Below are 19,673 nucleotides of genomic sequence, written 5' to 3' on the forward strand. Positions count from 1 at the left end.
ATTTGTTCAAAGGATAGTTATGAGCCAGTTTTCAAAGGGATTTGCATTAGGTGCATTAGTACTTTCATTAGCGGGTTGTGGCGGTGGGTCTGATTCTTCGCCTGCAATTACGCCACCACCAGTCACTCCACTTCCAACCTTTAAAGTTCAAGATGATCCTGTAAACACATCGACTATGGCCCTGAGTGTGGCAGAAAGCTTTATTCAGGTTGGCACATTTGCCAATAGCATTATCAAACAAGCCAGTTTTAACGATTTAGGTATCGATAAAAGTTGTAATAACGGCGGTATTTCCACAAGAACAATCAATGATATTGATGGCAGCAACACAATTTCAGCTGCTGATGTTATTTCTATGGATTATCGTGATTGCTACATCCCTTCCCTAGATAGCACGATTTCAGGCGTGGTTGCCGTTAAAATCGTTAGCCTTAATTCTGACGACGGTAAAACACTCGCAGAAGTTAATTTATCGGATGTTGAGTTTGACGGAGAAACCCTTCTTCAGTTCAAAGGGATTTTGGGTACCGAAATTCAAAAGTTCGCTGTTAGTCAAAAAACCACAGTTAAAAATATAGGCAATGTATCGCTTATAGTTGATCGTAATGCGGACCTGAAAATGAACTTTGTTAATACGGCTATTACCCGTTCTGAGCAGTTTTCAGATGCGACTTATAGCATTAGCGGTGCGGGGAAAATTGAATTACCTGTGGCGGCAGTGAGTTTTTCTTTTGCATTTAAAGAACCTTTAGTTGGGCACTTTTCTGAGTATCCCCATAAGGGCTTGATGCATGTTTTTACTTCAAATACCGATATTGTTGAGACCAGCAGTAACTTTGTGACCAACTCTGAATCTATGAATGTTAAATCGGGTTCTGACATTTACAGTATTTCTTGGAGCTATGCTGTTGAAGGTTCCTTGTGGTGGTTTTCGGGTGGCGAAAATAACTACGTAAACGCCTACCGTTCAGACAACTTTGATTTTGTTGGCGTGTTAAATAGCGATTTGCTGACCGAGTTTCCTGCCAGTGGTGGAAGTGTTCAGTTTCTTATGTCTAGACCAGTGAAGTCAGGGACGTATACCACAACATTCAATACGACTAACTGGCCTTATCATCGCGTGGATGCAACCGTGTCTGTTGCAGGGGCAATTGTTAGTATTACACCTAAGACGCCATTAGCTGCAGGTAGAGAATATGAAATTGATTCATTTGAATTAATTAGCACTCAAGATGTTGCTCGATACGTATACCGAGTCACTGGCATTAATGTTAATGATGCAATCTTGATCAACTTGGACAAAGGGACAGGCTTGTATCAGGCGGACGACTTCCCCACTTTAGATGCATCTAAATCGGTGATGAATAAAGGCAAAAAACTTAATTTCAAATGGATTGATGTCAATAATGTAGGTCTTGTATTTGCCGATAAATCAGCGAGTAAGACGACATTTTCTGCTCCCGCAGGGCATGCTAATGATATTTCAGTGCGTCTTGAAATTGATAACGGTCAGGGCTATGTTATTTCGTCTGATTTCACCATAAAGTACTTTACGCCGAGCAGCACAGTACTTCACTTTGTGAGTTCAATGGGGGATTATATTGGTGGCGGACAAACTCAGACTTTCGATACCTCAGATTCATCATTCACAGTGTTCAGTAATGGCGCCGAACAACGGGACTATATTTCTGTCGGTATTAACTCTAATACATGGTGGAACTTAGATCTTGCCGCCCCTAAAGGCGAAAGTTTAGCGGTAAAAAAATATGAAAACGCAACACGCTATCCATTCCAATCACCTGTTACCGCGGGGTTAAGTTTTACCGGCGACGGTAGGGGTTGTAACAATAGTCTAGGCAGTTTTGAAATATTAGAATTGGTATATGATGCCAATAATAATGTGGAGAAATTAGCGGTGAATTTTCAACAAAGCTGTGAAAACACCAATCCACTATTAATTGGGTTATTGCGCGTTAATTCTTCTGCTAAGTTGAATTAATTTTTAACATTGTTTTAGCTCAATCAATTATTACGGCAACTTAGGTTGCCGTTTTTTTTATAACGGGTACTCTTAAACGACCTCAATTATGTGATTGTGCATTTATCATGGCTAATATTTTATTACTGGCAAACATCAACTGTGACCGAATTCTTCGGCTTGATAAACCGCTACAAACCGGTGGCCGTTTTCATTATCAAGATGGTGGGCTCCGGCTCGGTGGCGGCGGGGCTAATACGGGTTTAGGGTTAGTCTGGGCGCAGCATAATGTGTCTTTAGTGAGCCAAGTGGGCACGGATGATATTGGCGATTGGATTGTGGCACAAGCCAGCACCCAGGGGTTAGATTGTAGAATGGTGCAACGTTTTGCCGGTAACACCTGTGAAATGCTATTGGTGATGACACCCGATGGTGAACGAACCATTATCAGGCCGCAGCGACCAACGTTTGAATTAGCTAAGCAGCCTAATTGGGCAAAGTGGGATGCGTTTTACATTAATACGTCTGCAATTGGTGCTGATGCATGGGCATTAGCTGCCATGAAGCAATCTAAGGTACTGGTGGTGGCGCAACTAGCCAAAGATCAACGTCCAAGGCCTTGTCACGTATTGATAGCTTCTATTACCGATATGCAAGGACGTTGTGGCCAGGATTTGTGGGCGTTTGCTAAATCGATCAGTGGCGAGCATGTGCAGTCTTTTATTGTCACCGACGGTGAAAAGGGCGCGACGGTTTATACTCAAAACACTCAGCAACATGTTCCAGCTGTGCCAACTGATGTCGTCGATACCACGGGTGCGGGTGATAATTATGCAGCTGGTGTTATTCATGGTTTATGTAATGGTCATAGTATGACCGCTGCAATGGCCGAAGGTGCTAGATGGGCAGCCTTTGCCGTTGCGACTCCGAGTTCTGTGCCCGGGGACAAGCTAAAAAACTATCTGTTTAGTTAATACCTGCTTAGTTAATGTATGTCATTTGTTTGTCATCAAAGCAGGGTAAAGTTATTTATGTTGAAGAGCTAGTTTACTCTTTAATGTCTTAAGCGTTTTTTTGTTCTGACTCTATCTCATAGAGCCTGAACTCCCCACTTGATATATTCAGCCTTACCCGTTTCATTGGTGAGGCTTTTTTTTTACATTTTATTTAGGTATGTTGATGTTTCAAAGCAGATCTTGTTCAAGGATGTACTGAGTGAAAAATCGCATAGTAAATCAAATATCGGCACTTTATTTAGGTGACGAAGTACAAATGCACAACGGTGTAGCCAGTTGTATTAACCAGAAGTATGCTGTTAATAAACTGACGGTTCAGTTTGACCGGGTTCTTGGTAATGGTGAAGCAGACCCTAAACATCATGGCGGTTTAGATCGAGTCCTACATCATTTTCCCCGTGAACATTATGGTCAATATCGTCGTTGGGACATGATGTCATCGTTTAAAGATGCGCCCGCAATGGGAGAAAATATCAGTACTGTTGGCTTGAATGAATCCCAGGTGAATATCGGCGATATTATTCAAATTGGTGATGTCACTTTGCAAGTCACTCAACCGCGCTCACCTTGTTTTAAGCTTAATCTTCAATTTGGGCACCCTGAATTTGCCCTTGCGATGCAAAAAAGCAAAATGTGTGGCTGGTTTTATAGGGTACTATCAGAGGGTGATATTGCCAATGATGACGCTATTTATCTGGTCGATCGTTTATCTGATATTAGTATTGCCCATGCGATGAAAATTTACTTTTTGCCAGAGTTTGATGCCAAACAATATCAACAACTTTTACAATGCCCTGGATTAGCGCAATCCTGGGTGGATTCACTAACTCGTCGTATCAGTCATCAATCGATTGAAGATTGGCAGATGCGCTTGTATGGTAAGGCGGAATAATTATTTTAAGGAAATATCATGGAAGATTTACAACCCAGCAACCAATCTAGCCACCAGTCAAGTAATGATAAGCAAGCTCGTGATACGGGCGTATTGGTACATGCCTCAAGTTTTGCCGGTTATGTGATACCAATGGGCAGTATTTTAGGGCCATTAATTGTTTGGTTAATGAAGCGGGATGAGTTTGAGTTTGCCAATCAGTGTGGCAAAAATTGCTTAAACTTTAAAATCAGTTTGTTTATTTATGTCTGTATTTCAGTGGTGTTAATGTTTGTCGGCATAGGATTTCTTTTGCTAGGAGCGTTGGCCCTGTTAGATATCATTTGCACCATTATCGCTATTATGAAAGCGACCGAAGGTGTGGCGTATCAATACCCGTTAACGATTAAGTTTTTAAAATAAGCTTTGTCACGCAATAAAAAATGCCGCGAGCTCAGAAGAGTCATCGCGGCATTTTTATTAGTGCGGTCAAAGTTTTACACTTTAAAGCGTGCCACTAAAGTATCTAGGCGGGTGGCAAGTTGATTAAGTGATTGACTCGCCTGTGCTGCAGCTTGTGCTGTTTGTGCAGTACGTTGAGTAATATCGTTAATTTCGGTCACGTTGCGATTAATATCTTCAACCACAGTTGATTGCTCTTCGGTGGCCGCTGCAACTTGAATATTCATGTCGCTAATTGAGGCAATTTGCTGGCTAATACCGCTAAGTGAGTTACTCGCATCATCAACGGCTTGCACCCCTTCGCGTGAGCGATTTCGTGACTGCTCCATCGCACTAACAGCTCGGCTTGCTTCAGACTGTAACTTATCAATCATGGTTTGCACTTCATTGGTTGATGCTGCGGTGCGTGACGCAAGGTTTCTAACCTCATCGGCAACAACCGCAAAACCTCGACCCGCTTCACCTGCGCGCGCAGCTTCAATCGCGGCATTTAACGCAAGTAAGTTGGTTTGTTCTGAAATGGCGCGAATAACATCTAAAATACCGCCAATCGACTTGGTATGAGTCGCCAGTGACTCGATCACTTCACCTACTTGACCTACATCTTTAGACAATTGATTAATGGTATTACGGGCACGGGTAACAACTTGTTGCCCTTCAGCTGATTCCGTATCGGCTTCTCTTGCGGTAACCGCTGCTTGGGCTGCGTTACTGGCAATTTCATTAACCGTGGCACCCATTTCATTTATGGCTGTCACTACCATAATGGTGCGGTCTTTCTGAAGTTTGCTGTCTTCTAATGTTTGATGCGCTTGATTTGATACATCAATAGCCGATTTACCCAGCTGTTCGCTGGTTTGAGCGACTTCGATAACAGAATCTTGAATTTTACTGATAAAGCTATTAAAACCTCGGGCAAGTTGAGCTATTTCATCTTCACCATTAACAGGTAAACGTTGACGTAAATCGCCTTCGCCTTCACCAATGTTGCGAAATAACTCGGCAACTTGAGTGATCGGACGGCTTACTGAACCGGCTACAGCGATAGCGATAGCGATAAATAGTGCCGCAATAATAATAGTCGAAATCAAAATGTGATATGACGATTCTTCGATTAATGCAAAAACCTCAGCTTCAGGTACTTGAGCCACTAAATACCAGCCCATAGAAGAAATATAGCTACTGGCAATTAACATGTCTTGATTGTCGACCGCCGCTTTAACAAGGTTAAAGTCATTTTTATTGAGCAACTTTTGGATGTCGGCATTGGGGTATAACTGATTTAAGGTTCTACCTTTCTGATTTTTATCATTATATAGCTTCACCTGACCTTCAGCATCGACTAAATAAACAAAGCCTGTATCTTCAATTTTGAACGAGGCTAATAGATTTACCATGTCATCAAGTGATTTTGCTAAACCGACTAGGCCGCGGCCATTCGGCTGTTGGTAGTTAATAAATAGTTTGACATCACCATTGTCCTCGGTAAAAACATTGAGCATCCGCTCCTGACCACTGTTTTTATAGTCAAAAAACCAGCCGTCCTGTTGTTGGTTCAATACTCGTAAAAAGCCGTCTTGGGTGTAGTACGCTGCTGTTTCTCTGTCCGCAAAAGAGGCTTGGGCAAGATCATATTGTTGGGTAATGCTTTTTAGCTGTGCGACGACATCGCCTTCTTCACTTGCAGGGCGGCCTCGTTCTAACCACTTGAGTAACATCTTGCTACTGGCCAGTTGTTCAGCGGCATTCATTAATGTGCTGATATCCAACTCAACCTTGTTACGCATTTGCATTAATATGCTGGGCATTTCTGAACTAAGCATACGCTCTTCAACCACATTTTTGGCACTGCGTTGGCTTATTACGCCCACTAGAATGGTTGAAAACAGAACCGCAAGTGTCACGGTAAGTAATATTTTTTGTTTGATGGTCAATTGGCTAAAAAAATTCATGTCATACGCCTTGTTACAGTTGTCACTCTATATCGGACTGAAGCGGGTAAACTTGAACAAGCTTAGCCTAATAGATAAAAAAAACGCACCAATTATAGTGCGTTTATTAAAATTAAAGGCAATAAGTAAACATCAATCACATATTTGGATAGTTTGGACCACCGCCGCCCTCGGGCGTTACCCAGGTAATGTTTTGGCTTGGGTCTTTAATGTCGCAGGTTTTACAATGGATGCAGTTTTGGCCATTGATAACAAATTTTTTGTCCCCCGCTTCCTCAACAACTTCATATACACCTGCGGGACAATAACGCTGCGCCGGTTCATCAAACTTGGCTAAATTAACCGAAATAGGAATGCTTTGGTCTTTTAAGCGCAAATGGCAAGGTTGATCTTCCTCATGATAAGTATTGGACAAATAAACTGACGACAGTTTATCAAAACTCAACTTGCCATCAGGTTTTGGATAATCGATTTTATTGTAATCGCTTGCAAGTCCCATAGTGGCATAATCAGGTGTGGTATCTCTAAATGTCATCGGGAACTTGCCACCAAACCAATTCTGGTCGATGAAGTTAAATGCACCACCAATAAGAGTGCCAAACTTATGTAGAGCAGGGCCAAAGTTACGTGATTGATGTAACTCCTCGTGCAGCCAGCTTTTTTCAAAGCGAGTTTGGAAACAGTCTAAATCTTTGCCACCGATTAATCCCGCAAGTAAGCCTTCACCTAAGGTTTCAGCCGCTAAAATACCACTTTTAATGGCGGTATGAGTGCCTTTGATTTTGGAAAAGTTTAACGTACCGGCATTACATCCAATGATAAGTCCGCCTGGGAAGCTCATTTTAGGTAACGAATTTAAGCCGCCTTTGGCAATGGCACGTGCACCATAGGTGAGTCGCTCACCACCTGCTAAATACTGCGAGATAACCGGGTGTGTTTTATAACGCTGAAACTCATCAAATGGACTGAGGTGCGGGTTTTTGTAGTTTAGGTCAACAATCAAACCAACCGCCACTTGATTATCTTCCATGTGATACAAGAAACCACCACCTGATGAGCCATTGTTTAGCGGCCAGCCACCTGTGTGAACCACTTTACCTTGTTGATGTTGTTCAGCTGGGATTTTCCAAATCTCTTTAAATCCTAAGCCATAATGTTGTGGTGTTTTACCATTATCTAAATGGAACTTTTCGATCAGTTGTTTACCTAAATGACCACGACAACCTTCAGAAAAAACAGTGTATTTGGCGTGTAATTCCATACCTGGCATAAAGCTATCTTTGGGTTGGCCATTTTCGCCAACGCCCATGTCGCCAATTAAAATACCTTTTACGCTGTTATCTTCGTTAAACAGTAATTCGCTTGCGGCGAAGCCGGGGAAAATTTCGACGCCCATAGCTTCAGCGCGCTCAGCTAACCAGCGAGCTAAATTACCGACACTAATAATATAGTTACCGGAATTATGCATGGTTTTTGGCACTAAACTATTTGGGATAAGACGAGACTGGGTCTCGGAACTAAGTAGGTAAATATCGTCATCAGTGACTTTGGTCTTCATCGGTGAGTCTGTATCACGCCAGTCATTAAACAACTCGTCTAACACTTCGGGTTGAAAAACCGCGCCAGATAAAATGTGGGCACCGACTTCTGAGCCCTTTTCGACCACACAAACGGTGATCTCTTTTTCGGCATCTTTAGATATTTGCATTAGACGACATGCGGTTGCTAAACCTGCAGGACCCGCTCCGACGATTACTACGTCGAATTCCATTGATTCGCGTTCCATCTTCTCACCTTTAAAATTGCCCGCTGTATAACGGGTTTATAGTTATTATTGTGTATGATTACGACAACTAAACGATCGTTTATTCTATTGCTTACCTTACCGCAATTTTATCTTGCAGCCCAGTATTTCAATCTATTTGATCATAGTGAGCAGAGTCACAAATCGCTAATGCAATTATCACTATTATCGACAAATACAGCAAAAGGGGTATTTGTGGCCAGTATTTTAGGCCTATAATCAATAACGACGGTTCTCCGAGCTTTTTATCCTACGTCTATCGATATGGATATTTAGCCGTGGTAATAATGCCACCGGGGTGGGCAAAGAAATGCACTCACCTCCCACACTTGGAAAGGTTAACATGTCCCAACTACAAGACAGTTTTGGTCGAAAATTTCACTATTTGCGCATGTCAGTCACTGATGTGTGCAATTTTAAATGCACCTATTGTTTACCAGATGGCTATCGCCCCGATGGTAAACCAAGCTTTTTGACGTTATCAGAGATAGAGAATCTGGTGGCGGCCTTTGGCGAAGTCGGTACGCAAAAAATTCGTATCACTGGCGGCGAGCCTACCCTACGTAAAGACTTTACCGACATTGTGCGCATTGTTGCTGATAATCCAAACATTCACACTGTTGCCACCACCACCAATGGCTATCGCTTAGAAAAAAATGCTAAGCAATGGTATGACGCAGGTTTAAGGCGCATTAATGTGTCGGTGGATAGTTTAGACCCGCGAATGTTTTATCAAATCACCGGTGAAAACAAGTTTGATGAAGTGATGCGCGGTATTGATGCTGCGCTGGAAGCCGGATTTGAGCGAGTTAAAGTCAACGCTGTATTACTGAAAGATTTAAACAGCAAAGATTTACCGCGCTTTTTACACTGGATTAAAAGCACTCCGATTGATTTACGTTTTATTGAGTTAATGGAAACCGGTTTAGGCCATGACTATTTTAAAGCGCATCATTTAGCGGGTAGTGATATTAAGGCGCGCTTGATGGCTGAAGGCTGGCTACATGATCGCTCCGCCGTTGACGATGGCCCTGCGCAAAACTTCAGCCGTCCAGATTACCAAGGCCGAATTGGTTTGATCATGCCTTATGCAAAGGATTTTTGTGCAAGCTGTAATCGTCTTCGGGTATCGGCGAAAGGTAAACTACATTTATGCTTATTCACCGAAAGCGGCCTTGATTTACGTGATCTACTACAACATGCCGATCAACGATCTGAGCTTATCGAACGTCTTCATGGCCAACTTGCCCAAAAAGAACAAACCCATTATTTGCACCAAGGGATCACCGGCGTTACCCAGCACTTAGCATCTATTGGTGGCTAGTGAATATTAGTGCTAGCTGAATTTTTCTATTATCTAATTTAAAGGCTGTATACATGAGCAACGGATTTACCCATATTAATGCTGACGGCAATGCCCACATGGTCGATGTGACCGAGAAAGCAGTGACTGAACGTGAAGCCCGCGCTGAAGCATTTATTGAAATGGCCCCGGCAACCCTTGAAATGATCATGAGCGGCAGCCACCATAAAGGTGACGTGTTTGCTACAGCACGTATTGCCGGTATTCAAGCGGCTAAAAAAACCGCTGACTTAATTCCTTTGTGTCACCCATTAATGCTAACAAAAGTGGAAGTTGACTTAGTCGCCGAACCTGAATTTAATCGAGTACGCATTAATAGTTTATGTAAGTTATCCGGTAAAACCGGCGTTGAAATGGAAGCATTAACTGCGGCATCAGTGGCGGCATTAACCATTTACGATATGTGTAAAGCTGTGCAAAAAGATATGGTGATTTCACAGGTTAGATTACTGGAAAAGCGTGGTGGAAAATCAGGCCACTTTAAAGCCTAAATCTTGTTGGTATCACATGATGAGTTAACCCCAGGATTGTTGTAACCCCCCATATTGTTGCTAAATTCGCTCTTGTTATTAAAACCAGTATTATCCTACGTTAATCGATATTGATAAGTGAACATAAGATTATGATCCAAGTATTATTTTTTGCTCAGGTACGTGAATTATTAGGTACCGCCAAATTAGTTTTTCCTGCTAACGGTATCACCACCGCAGAATCTTTGAGACTTGCTTTAGCCGCACAAGATGACAAGTGGGCTAAAGTGATGGCGTCAGATAAATTACTGGTTGCGGTTAATCAAACCATTAGTCAGTGGGATACCTTAGTTGCTGACGGTGATGAAGTGGCCTTCTTTCCGCCTGTTACAGGGGGCTAATATGACCCAGCCAGCTAAAGTGCAAGTGCAAACAGCAGACTTTAATGTAGCAGAAGAATATAACCTACTGGCCAGTGATCATAGCGACGGCGCCGTAGTGACTTTTGTGGGTAAAGTGCGAGATTTTAATGACGGTAATCCAGTGACCGATCTCACGTTAGAGCATTACCCTGGTATGACAGAAGCCGTGCTAATGCAAATTGCTCAGCAAGCAAAAGAGCGTTGGCCGCTTAATTATGTCACCATCATTCATCGGGTAGGCACTATGTCTTTAGGTGAGCAGATCGTGTTTATCGGTGTGACCAGTGCCCATCGCAAAGCCGCTTTTGCCGCGTGCGAGTTTTTAATTGATTTTTTAAAGACTAAAGCGCCTTTTTGGAAGCTTGAGGCTGGCAGTAATGGCAGCAATTGGGTTGATGCCCGTGACAGTGATGAGCAAGCCGCTAAAATGTGGCAAAAAGACTAGCGGATAAAGTGATCACTATGGACGACACCAAGCAAAACAATATATTCAGTCGGTGTATTTTGACTTTGTCACCGTCTTGGCTGAGCAAAAAATGGCTATTTTATTGCTGCCTGCTGATGTCGTTCAACAGTATGACAATATTGACGGTTAATGCCGCCGACGCCCCCGCTATTGCTGTGGCGGCCAACGTTAAATTTGCGATGGATGATATTGCCAAGCAGTTTAGTCAAGATACGGGTCTTTCGGTGAGATTAAGTTATGGCTCGTCAGGTAATTTTGTATCGCAAATTTTGCATGGTGCTCCATTTGAGTTGTTGCTCAGTGCCGATGAGCTGTATCCAAACAAGTTAGTTGAAGCAGGCATAACCCAAGATGCTGGCCACATTTATGCTATGGGCCGCTTAGCTTTAGCTGCCCCTAAAAACTCCCCGCTAAAGCTTGATGGACAACTGCTTGGATTAGCCGCGTTAATTGAGTCTGGTCAATTACAACGCTTTGCGATTGCTAACCCGGTGCATGCCCCTTATGGCGAAAGCGCTAAACAAGTGCTAATTAAAAAAGGCTTATGGCAGGCCATTGAACCGCATATCATTCTAGGTGAAAACGCTTCTCAAGCGGCGCAATTTGCCGTTAGTGGTTCAACTCAAGGCGGTATAGTGCCATTGTCATTAGTATTAACCCCTAATTTTGAACGTATAGGTCAATATGTTGCCATTGCTGATGAGCTTTATCAGCCAATTAATCAACGTATGGTATTGATGAAAACTGCCTCTAGCACAGCGCAGCAATTTTATACCTATATGTTATCAAGTTCTGCACAGCAAATTTTATTACAATATGGTTTTACAGTCCCTGAGGTATCATCACAAAGCAGTATAATCTCATCATCAAATACGATGGAGCCAGATTAATATGGATTGGCAAGCGCTGTGGCTGTCGGTCAAACTCAGCAGTGTAACTGTGTTATTTCTTATTCCATTAGCATTGTTTGTTGGACGGGCTTTGGCTTATCGCCAGTTTCGTGGCAAGTCATGGGTTGAAGCCTTGATCATGGTGCCCTTAGTGTTACCGCCAACCGTGGTGGGGTATTATTTGTTAGTGGGCATGGGTAACCAAAGTTTTATAGGCCAATGGGTTGAGCAGTTATTTGGTCAGCAATTGGTGTTCCATTTTTCAGGTTTGGTGATTGCTTCTATATTGGTCAATATTCCCTTCGCTGTACAACCGATTCAACGTGCGTTTGAAACTATTCCCACAGATGTTCGAGATGCGGCGGACTGTTGTGGAATGAGTCGACTGACCTTATTTTTTAAAGTGGAGCTGCCTATGGTATGGCCTGGGGTATTAACCGCTTTAGTACTGTGTTTTTCCCACGTATTAGGTGAGTTTGGTGTGGTGTTGATGCTGGGTGGCAACATAGCCGGTGAAACAAAAACTATTTCTATTGCCATATATGACAGCGTGCAAGCTTTTGACTTTGATGGTGCAGGTACCATGTCTTTAGTGCTGTTATTATTTGCAATTAGCGCCTTAGCATTAACCACCAGTTTATCAAGGCGATTAGGAGGTCATCTTGGCAGTTCCGGTCGCTGATTTACATTGTGATTTATCGCAACTGCTACCCATTCCCTTAGAAGCCCATTTTTGCTGTAAAGCGGGAGAGGTCTTAGCGGTTGTTGGCCCTTCTGGCGGCGGAAAAACAACGTTATTACGCATGATTGCTGGCTTGAGTAAGCCAGAGTCGGGCAAGATAACTTATGGCGAGCAAGTGTGGTTTGACAGTCAACAAAAGGTTTATAAAACCCCACAACAGCGGCATATTGGTTATGTTCCCCAGCACTTTGGCTTATTTCCGCACCTTAGTGCCATTCAAAATGTAATGGCGGGATTAGATCATGTTCCTAAAGCAAAGCGCAAGCAGCGGGCATTAGATTGGTTGGAGCGAGTTAATCTTGAGGGATTGCCCGACCGATTACCCGCAAATTTGTCTGGTGGCCAGCGTCAGCGTGTCGCCTTAGCAAGAGCCTTAGCCCGTGAGCCTGCGGTATTATTATTAGACGAGCCTTTTTCTGCAGTCGATAGGGAAACCCGCGAAAGGTTGTATATCGAACTGGCCAGATTAAAATCCCAATTAGCGATTCCAGTGATCATGGTGACCCATGATATCCATGAAGCGCAGTTACTGGCTGACCGAATGATTTTGATTAGCCAGGGGCAAATGTTACAGCAGGGCAAGCCTTTTGAGGTGCTATCTCATCCGCGTAATGAAGCCGTTGCCAGGCAAATGGGATTACGTAATATTTTTGATGCAAAAGTCATCGCCCAAGAGCCGGGGCGTAATATGACCTGGCTAGCTTTTGGCGAGCATCAAATAGCGATCGAAAACGCACCTAAAATGACTATTGGCCAGCAAGTGCGCTGGGTGATCCCTAATCAGGGTATTCGATTTAATGCCATTACCAGCGGTCGCTTATGTAAAAGTATTAATAAATTAGATGTTGAAATAGAATCTTTACTGGTGATGGGCGAATCTGTTCGGGTTATTGCCCGTATTGCTGGCGTTGAGCAAGTCATTAATGCGGATATCCCAACGCATTTATGCGATAAACTCGCATTAGTTCAAGGTCAGAAAACCACAGTGGCATTGAAGTCTGATCAAATCCAAATTTTACAAACTTAAACTTAGAGCCTGTGGATTGCCATTTTATGCTATTTGAATGGCCCCAAAAGCCTTGAAAGCTAAAGTTTCGCTTGCTTGCATGATCAATTATTAATCTTACATTTCTTGGGTCTTTAGTAGGACTTAGGTAAAGTATCACGGTACGCATTCTTTTATATTCGAGGCTTAAAATGGTTCGGCTGCTTTTTGCACTGTACTTGTTCCCTTTTGTGTCGATGGCCACACCATCAATACAATCATTACTTTCCCAAGAAGGCTTGTTAACGCCAATTTCTGTGATGGAACATTGGGAGCAACAGGACAAGGGAACCTTGTGTGGCTTTGGCCTCAATATTGAAGACGATCAGCTAGTTTATCAGCTGTCTGCAATTAATACTGAATCAAAACGGCTTTATCAATTTGAATTTAGTGCCCAAAATGGAGCGCTGCTTGAAGAAGCCAGCGAGCCCTATGAGGGGCGCGACATTGAACTACTTCATGCAGTTAGTTTGATGCGTGAAAAAAATATTTCTTTCTCTTCTTTAGTGAGCTTAGCTACGCTTAATCAAAGCGGTTTTTTATTGCAGGCTGATTTAGACCACGACCTATCAATTAGTTATCTTGAATTACAAATGCTCAATAACGAAGCCAAAAAAATCATCGCTTTCGATATTGAGAATCTCCGTCCATTACCACTACTTAAATGGGATTAATTGCGACTATGACTATGCGTATTTTGATCGTTGAAGATGATGCCACAACATTGAAATATGTGGCAGAAGGGTTTACCGCGCAACAGTATAGTGTTGATAGTGCTACAGATGGCCAAGAAGGGCTAACACTGGCTAAACATAATCAATATGATCTAATTGTGCTAGATAGAATGTTACCCAAACTTGATGGCTTGACCTTGTTGTCAGCGCTGCGTACTAGCGGTAATAAAACACCGGTGTTAATTTTATCGGCCTTAAGCCACGTTGATGAGCGAATTAAAGGCTTACGAGCGGGGGGGATGATTACATGACCAAACCCTTTGCATTTGCTGAGCTATTAGTGCGCGCAGAAAAGCTAGCCCAACGAAATGTAGTTGCGCCAACGACCACAGATCTCGAGGTCGGCGGTCTTAAAATGGAGTTGTTGACTCGAAACGTTACCTTAGATGACAAAGAGTTAATGCTACAACCTAAAGAGTTTCAATTACTTAAATATTTGATGGAACATCCTAATCAGGTAATTAGCCGTACTTTATTGTTTGAAGCAGTTTGGGACTATCATTTTGATCCCCGCACCAATGTGATTGATGTGCATATTGCTAAGCTGCGTCGTAAGTTTGAAGAACTGGGACACGGTGAGTTAATTGAAACCATAAGAGGTGCTGGATATCGTCTTTGCAAAGGGCATTAAGCCTTACCAAAGTAGCGCTTGGCGCATCACATTAATTTTCTCTACTTTAGTGACAATTTTAATTGTGATGCTGATTTCTAGCTTATACAGACAACTGATTATCGAGCAAGAAAATCAAGTCGATAATCACCTAGCTGCTGAGATGCAACGTTATCAGCAATTAGCTTTGACCGTTAATCGGCGTAGCTTTGCAGCTCAAATTCAAGCATCTGATCCCAAAACCGCTTTAATTGCCTGGAAAAATAGCGTCGATATGGTCGGCGCATTAACTTTTTTACCTGACAACATGCCTCTGTTACCCGAAACGCGCCAGTTTCCCATTTTTACCGGCGGGCCAGATAAGCTGCACATTTTGACCGGCGGCTTGGCCATGACCAATTACGGCCCGGTATTAATTGCGACTCGAACGGATCAATTAGCGATGTTAATTGAAAAGTTTGTTAATGCGGCATTTTGGGCGGTCGCTTTCACATTGGGCTTAACTTTGGCGTTGGGGTATATTTTTTCTAAGGCTATTTTGCGTCGATTAGTGCAATACAATCAGCTTAGTGAACAAATTGAAGCGGGGCATTATGACACGCGATTACCTGTCTCACGCCAGCAAGACGAGTTTGATATGTTGGCGCAGCAGTTTAACCGGGTGTTAGATACCTTAGAGCAAAACTTACGTGCCGTCCGGGGCGTAACCGACAATATTGCCCATGACCTGCGTACACCGCTGTCTCATTTACGCATAGGTATTGAGCAGCTTGCTGACAAACCTCAATCTGAGCTTGCCGATGCTCGCGCAGAGTTGCTAGAAGAGTTAGATGACTGCTTGGCCACCTTTGATGCCATGTTGTCATTAACACGAATTGAAGAAGGTCAGCAGTTACTTGATTTACAGCCGGTGCATTTACAAGAAATTTGCCAGGATTTATATGAAATGGCAGATGTGTTAGCTGAAGCCAAAGAACAACAGTTCACCATTGATTTGCGTCAAGACGTGGTGATACAAGGGGATAAACACTTGCTGTTTCAGGCATTGTTTAATTTGGTCGATAATGCGATAAAATATTCACCAGAAGGCGCTAAAATTCATATAGAACAGCATGGTAAGTGGATTAAAATTGCCGACAATGGCCCAGGTATCGCTGATGAAGATAAAGAACGTGTCTTTGAAAGACTTGTCAGACTTGACCCTAGCCGTCATTTTAAAGGCACTGGTTTAGGTTTATCTATGGTTAAAGCTATTTTATCGCGTCATCAAGCCAGTATTGAAATGTCGGATAATCACCCTGGATTATTAGTTAGTATCCATTTTAAATAAGCGAACTGTTGCGGTATGAGCATGTATCAAGTTATTAGCCAACAAGATGACTTTATTATTATCAATAAAGCCCCCAATGTGCATTTTCATAGCCAAGACGGCTCTGCCGGTGTTGTTGCCCAAGCTGAGATTGATCTCGGTATAAAACTCTTTGCGGTGCACCGTTTAGATACCCCAACATCAGGGCTACTCATCCTAGCTAAAAATCCCGAAGCCGCTAACCGTTTTACGCAGATGTTTACCGCTCATCAAATTCAAAAATACTACTTAGCAATCGCCAATGGAAAACCTAAAAAGAAGCAAGGTTGGGTGATTGGTGATATGGCTAAAGCGCGCCGCAGTATGTATAAACTGTTACGCAGTAAAGATAATCCGGCGATTACTCAGTTTTATTCAACTTCAATTGGGGCGGGTATACGGGCTTATTTGCTTAAGCCTCACAGCGGTAAAACCCATCAGCTCAGAGTGGCGTTAGCCAGTATTGGTGTACCCATATTAGGTGATAGCCTTTATGGTGAAGCTATTGATGATCGTTGTTACTTGCATGCTTACCAATTAAATTTTTGTTATTTGGGGCAAGAATATCAATTTACACAAGCGCCACATCAAGGTCAGCAGTTCCTCGCACCAGCGATGCAAACTTGCCTGCTAAATGAGTGGTTATTGCCAGCGGAACTTGACTGGCCGCAAAAGCCTTAGGCTTTAGCTATGCCTTGTTAGTGCGATATCGCTAGGGGTGTTGTTTTTTGATGTAGTAAACCCGTTGCCACATGTGTAAGCTAATACGGTAAATTAATTTATCAAAATCAGGACATAACACTTTATGGATACCAACAAATTATTACTGGTAATTATTGCTATATTGTTGCCGCCAGTTGGCGTTTTTTTGAAAAAAGGCGCAGGTAAGGATTTATTGATTAATATCTTGCTGTGTATTTTCTTCTTTGTACCAGGCTTAATTCATGCGTTATGGGTTGTGTTACAAGATTAATAACAGCGTTGTAATAGCCTAACCATATCGAGTCTAGCCGTATTTTTGAGGTAACTTAACGCGTTAAGTCTACTTGATTTAAGATGTTGCGGCTTTAATGGTTAATACTCGCTAGCAGTATACTCAGCAAGTGCCTTTTGACTTGAGTGAGTATCAAGTTATTGTTTGAAAACTATTTAAAAGTTAAATCACCATGAACCGAAAAAAGAAAATCAACCAAACTCTTAAAGCTAAAGCTAAAAAAGCCAATCAAAAATTACATACTGCGAATAAACCACAGTATGTGTCTAAAGCTGAACGGGCTTTGTTAGACCAACAATCTAATCTGACCAATACAGATGCGACTTTACCTATAACTGACAGTGATATTACAGTTTAAACCGCTATTTAAGTTTGTTGGTTGGTGAACCGCACACCTCACAGTGGGGCTGTTTAGTCAGTTTCATGGCGCGAAACTCCATCGTCATCGCATCGATCATCAATATTCTACCCACTAAGTGTTGCCCCATTGCAGTAATCACTTTTATTGCTTCGGTTGCTTGAATACACCCTACCAAACCGACTACTGGAGCTAGAATACCTGACTCTACGCAGGTTAGGTGTTGCTCGCCAAAAAGTTGGCTGTAGCAATGATAGCAAGGTGTATTGGGTTGATAGTCAAATACTGTCACCGTGCCTTCCATTCTAATCGCCGCCGCAGAAACAAGCGGTATTTGGTGCTGTAAGCAACTGTGGTTAAGTTGTTCGCGCACCGAAACATTATCGGTGCAATCTAATACTAGGCTATGGGTAGAAACGAGCGTGTTGATTTGCTGATCATCGAGTAAAGCGTTAATCGCATTAACGGTAATCAGTGGGTTGAGTTGAGTTAACGTTTGTTTGGCAGAGTGAACTTTAGCCTGACCAATATTGGCATCCTGGTGCAAAACCTGGCGTTGTAAGTTAGACAGTTCAACTGTGTCAAAATCGACCAGTGTTATTTCACCAATACCTGCAACAGCAAGATACTGGCTTGCAGCACAACCTAATCCGCCAGCGCCTATAATCAGTACCTTAGCTAATTTAAGTTTTTCTTGGCCATCAATATCCATTGCTTTAATCGATATTTGGCGACTGTAACGCAGCATTTCGTTGTCTGACAATATCTCGTCGTGACACAAATTATCACTGATAGCGTTATCTTCGGATTGGCTCATATCAACTCCTAAGTTAACACATGATTAAAGGGTTCTACTGTGACCATAGAGCCAGCCTCAGTATCACCTTGGAATTGAGCTAGGTTGATAAAGCAGTTAGCAATACTCATTGACGTTAACATACCAGAGCCTTGCCCACCGGTAGTAGATACTTCAAGTTCACCTTGGGTGTTTTGAGTTAATACACCACGTTGATATTCAACACGCCCCGGGTGTTTGCGAATAGGGGTGAGTAATTTTGCCTGATAAGTTAGCGGTGTTTTATGGGGTAAACCCTGCATTTTATTTAAGATAGGCCACACCAATTTATAGAAAGTGACCATAGATGAAACCGGATTGCCGGGTAAGCCACAAAACACAGCCTTACCTAACTTACCAAAAGCAAAAGGTTTACCGGGTTTTATCGCCAGTCTCCAGAAGGTGATTTGACCTTCTTCGGATAGAATTTGTTTAGTGTAATCCGCATCACCCACCGACACCCCACCAGAGGTTATTACCATGTCGGCACATTCGGCAGCATCTCTAAATGCAGCGCGAATCGCTTCTTTATCATCTTCAATGACGCCTAAGTCTATCCATTCGACATTCGCTTTGGCCATGAGTCCCTTAATCGAATAGCGATTTGAATCATAAATTTGTCCTGGCGCAAGCTCTGTACCTACCGGGCGAAGTTCATCGCCAGTAGAAAAGAAGGCGACTTTTATGACGCGTTTCACTCTAACTTTACTGATGCCTATTGTTGCCAGTACGCCCATTTCGGCGGCTCTAATTTGTGTCCCCTTAAATAATACTTTGGTGCCAGCGGTAAGCTCTTCACCGCGATATCGTACATTTGCCCCATGCTTGTCTGGGTGGGTAATCGTAATTTCTTCACCATTAGTCACCGCCTTTTCCTGCATTTGCACGGTATCGTAACCCTGTGGCACAGGTGCACCTGTCATGATCCGAATACAGGTATTTGCAGTGACTTTACCGCTATAAGGGTGACCAGCAAATGAGCTGCCAACTAAAGTGAGTGTGGTTTCTGACTTATTTGGTGTTAAGTCCGCAAATCGCATTGCGTAACCGTCCATCGCAGAATTATTAAAAGGAGGTAAATCTAAACCTGACGCAAGATCTTCTGCTAATACTCGTCCGATAGAGTGTGATAACTCAACTACTTCAGAGTCTTCAGTGGCTTCAACTTGTTCAAGTAGCTGTACCATAGCGTCATCTGGGTGTAATAACGTAGGTTGAGCACAAGGGTCTTGAGTTGCTATCATCAGATATTCCTTTAAAAGCAGGGTTGTCATCACCAAGTGGTGAGAAGATAAAATTGTCGGTTAGTATGC

The 19,673-nt window shown here is 42.7% G+C and carries 20 protein-coding genes, 1 pseudogene and 1 riboswitch; of the genes and pseudogenes, 17 read left to right on the forward strand and 4 right to left on the reverse strand.

The features are described 5' to 3' along the window. The first annotated feature begins 19 nt into the window (after positions 1–19). From ACRWQM_RS00175 to ACRWQM_RS00190, 4 genes are all read left to right on the forward strand, one after another. Positions 20–1,999, forward strand: coding sequence for a hypothetical protein (locus ACRWQM_RS00175; RefSeq protein ID WP_434930861.1), 1,980 nt, complete (start codon positions 20–22; stop codon positions 1,997–1,999). 107 nt (positions 2,000–2,106) lie between these two features. Continuing rightward, a complete protein-coding gene (locus tag ACRWQM_RS00180; RefSeq protein WP_434930862.1) occupies positions 2,107–2,952 on the forward strand; it encodes a PfkB family carbohydrate kinase in 846 nt (281 codons plus the stop codon). Positions 2,953–3,193: 241 nt separating this feature from the next. Then, positions 3,194–3,886: an MOSC domain-containing protein gene (locus tag ACRWQM_RS00185; RefSeq protein ID WP_434930863.1), complete on the forward strand. Its 693-nt coding sequence runs from the start codon at positions 3,194–3,196 to the stop codon at positions 3,884–3,886. Between the two features lie 18 nt (positions 3,887–3,904). After that, positions 3,905–4,288: a DUF4870 domain-containing protein gene (locus tag ACRWQM_RS00190; RefSeq protein ID WP_434930864.1), complete on the forward strand. Its 384-nt coding sequence runs from the start codon at positions 3,905–3,907 to the stop codon at positions 4,286–4,288. 74 nt (positions 4,289–4,362) lie between these two features. Here ACRWQM_RS00190 and ACRWQM_RS00195 read toward each other — a convergent pair whose 3' ends face one another. Both ACRWQM_RS00195 and ACRWQM_RS00200 read right to left on the reverse strand, forming a co-directional pair. Continuing rightward, entirely contained in the window at positions 4,363–6,279 is a 1,917-nt protein-coding gene (locus ACRWQM_RS00195) for a methyl-accepting chemotaxis protein (protein ID WP_434930865.1), read from the reverse strand. Between the two features lie 136 nt (positions 6,280–6,415). Continuing rightward, positions 6,416–8,065: an electron transfer flavoprotein-ubiquinone oxidoreductase gene (locus ACRWQM_RS00200; protein WP_434930866.1), complete on the reverse strand. Its 1,650-nt coding sequence runs from the start codon at positions 8,063–8,065 to the stop codon at positions 6,416–6,418. A 240-nt stretch (positions 8,066–8,305) separates the two neighbouring features. Then, positions 8,306–8,439, forward strand: a riboswitch (molybdenum cofactor riboswitch). Between ACRWQM_RS00200 and moaA the strand changes: the two genes are divergently transcribed. From moaA to ACRWQM_RS00265, 13 genes and pseudogenes are all read left to right on the forward strand, one after another. After that, positions 8,427–9,407, forward strand: coding sequence for a GTP 3',8-cyclase MoaA (gene moaA, locus ACRWQM_RS00205; RefSeq protein ID WP_226412403.1), 981 nt, complete (start codon positions 8,427–8,429; stop codon positions 9,405–9,407). Its footprint overlaps the riboswitch before it by 13 nt. Positions 9,408–9,460: 53 nt before the next feature. Further along, positions 9,461–9,937 carry a cyclic pyranopterin monophosphate synthase MoaC gene (gene moaC / locus ACRWQM_RS00210; RefSeq protein ID WP_434930867.1) on the forward strand — a complete coding sequence of 159 codons (477 nt, stop codon included), beginning with the start codon at positions 9,461–9,463 and terminating at the stop codon, positions 9,935–9,937. 131 nt (positions 9,938–10,068) lie between these two features. Beyond that, positions 10,069–10,317: a molybdopterin synthase sulfur carrier subunit gene (gene moaD, locus ACRWQM_RS00215; protein ID WP_434930868.1), complete on the forward strand. Its 249-nt coding sequence runs from the start codon at positions 10,069–10,071 to the stop codon at positions 10,315–10,317. Position 10,318: 1 nt separating this feature from the next. Continuing rightward, on the forward strand, positions 10,319–10,783 hold the full coding sequence (gene moaE / locus ACRWQM_RS00220; protein ID WP_434927601.1) for a molybdopterin synthase catalytic subunit MoaE: 465 nt from the start codon (positions 10,319–10,321) through the stop codon (positions 10,781–10,783). Positions 10,784–10,899: 116 nt separating this feature from the next. Further along, on the forward strand, positions 10,900–11,694 hold the full coding sequence (gene modA / locus ACRWQM_RS00225) for a molybdate ABC transporter substrate-binding protein (protein ID WP_434931942.1): 795 nt from the start codon (positions 10,900–10,902) through the stop codon (positions 11,692–11,694). A 1-nt stretch (position 11,695) separates the two neighbouring features. Beyond that, complete coding sequence (modB, locus tag ACRWQM_RS00230; protein WP_434927600.1) at positions 11,696–12,376, forward strand: molybdate ABC transporter permease subunit; 681 nt, start codon at positions 11,696–11,698, stop codon at positions 12,374–12,376. Further along, the gene (locus ACRWQM_RS00235; RefSeq protein ID WP_434927599.1) at positions 12,357–13,463 is read left to right on the forward strand and encodes an ABC transporter ATP-binding protein; all 1,107 of its coding nucleotides are present in this window, start codon (positions 12,357–12,359) and stop codon (positions 13,461–13,463) included. The genes modB and ACRWQM_RS00235 overlap by 20 nt, the downstream gene beginning before the upstream one ends. A gap of 170 nt (positions 13,464–13,633) precedes the next feature. Further along, positions 13,634–14,155, forward strand: coding sequence for a hypothetical protein (locus ACRWQM_RS00240; RefSeq protein WP_434927598.1), 522 nt, complete (start codon positions 13,634–13,636; stop codon positions 14,153–14,155). A 14-nt stretch (positions 14,156–14,169) separates the two neighbouring features. Continuing rightward, a pseudogene (locus ACRWQM_RS00245) lies at positions 14,170–14,846 on the forward strand (response regulator transcription factor). Positions 14,847–14,913: 67 nt separating this feature from the next. After that, positions 14,914–16,155 carry a sensor histidine kinase gene (locus ACRWQM_RS00250; RefSeq protein ID WP_404830031.1) on the forward strand — a complete coding sequence of 414 codons (1,242 nt, stop codon included), beginning with the start codon at positions 14,914–14,916 and terminating at the stop codon, positions 16,153–16,155. Between the two features lie 21 nt (positions 16,156–16,176). Further along, positions 16,177–16,854 carry a TIGR01621 family pseudouridine synthase gene (locus tag ACRWQM_RS00255; protein ID WP_434931943.1) on the forward strand — a complete coding sequence of 226 codons (678 nt, stop codon included), beginning with the start codon at positions 16,177–16,179 and terminating at the stop codon, positions 16,852–16,854. 124 nt (positions 16,855–16,978) lie between these two features. Beyond that, positions 16,979–17,146: a YqaE/Pmp3 family membrane protein gene (locus tag ACRWQM_RS00260; RefSeq protein WP_226412420.1), complete on the forward strand. Its 168-nt coding sequence runs from the start codon at positions 16,979–16,981 to the stop codon at positions 17,144–17,146. 193 nt (positions 17,147–17,339) lie between these two features. Further along, positions 17,340–17,525 (forward strand): DUF2986 domain-containing protein, encoded by a 186-nt coding sequence (locus tag ACRWQM_RS00265; RefSeq protein ID WP_226412422.1) that lies wholly within the window; start codon positions 17,340–17,342, stop codon positions 17,523–17,525. A gap of 4 nt (positions 17,526–17,529) precedes the next feature. Here ACRWQM_RS00265 and moeB read toward each other — a convergent pair whose 3' ends face one another. Together moeB and moeA are read right to left on the reverse strand one after the other, a co-directional pair. Then, positions 17,530–18,342, reverse strand: a complete 813-nt coding sequence (gene moeB / locus ACRWQM_RS00270; RefSeq protein ID WP_434930869.1) for a molybdopterin-synthase adenylyltransferase MoeB — start codon at positions 18,340–18,342, stop codon at positions 17,530–17,532. Positions 18,343–18,350: 8 nt separating this feature from the next. Next, positions 18,351–19,604, reverse strand: a complete 1,254-nt coding sequence (moeA, locus tag ACRWQM_RS00275; RefSeq protein WP_434930870.1) for a molybdopterin molybdotransferase MoeA — start codon at positions 19,602–19,604, stop codon at positions 18,351–18,353. Between the last annotated feature and the right edge of the window lie 69 nt (positions 19,605–19,673).

This window comes from Shewanella sp. HL-SH5, from assembly GCF_051163755.1.
Classification (GTDB): Bacteria; Pseudomonadota; Gammaproteobacteria; order Enterobacterales; family Shewanellaceae; genus Shewanella; species Shewanella glacialimarina.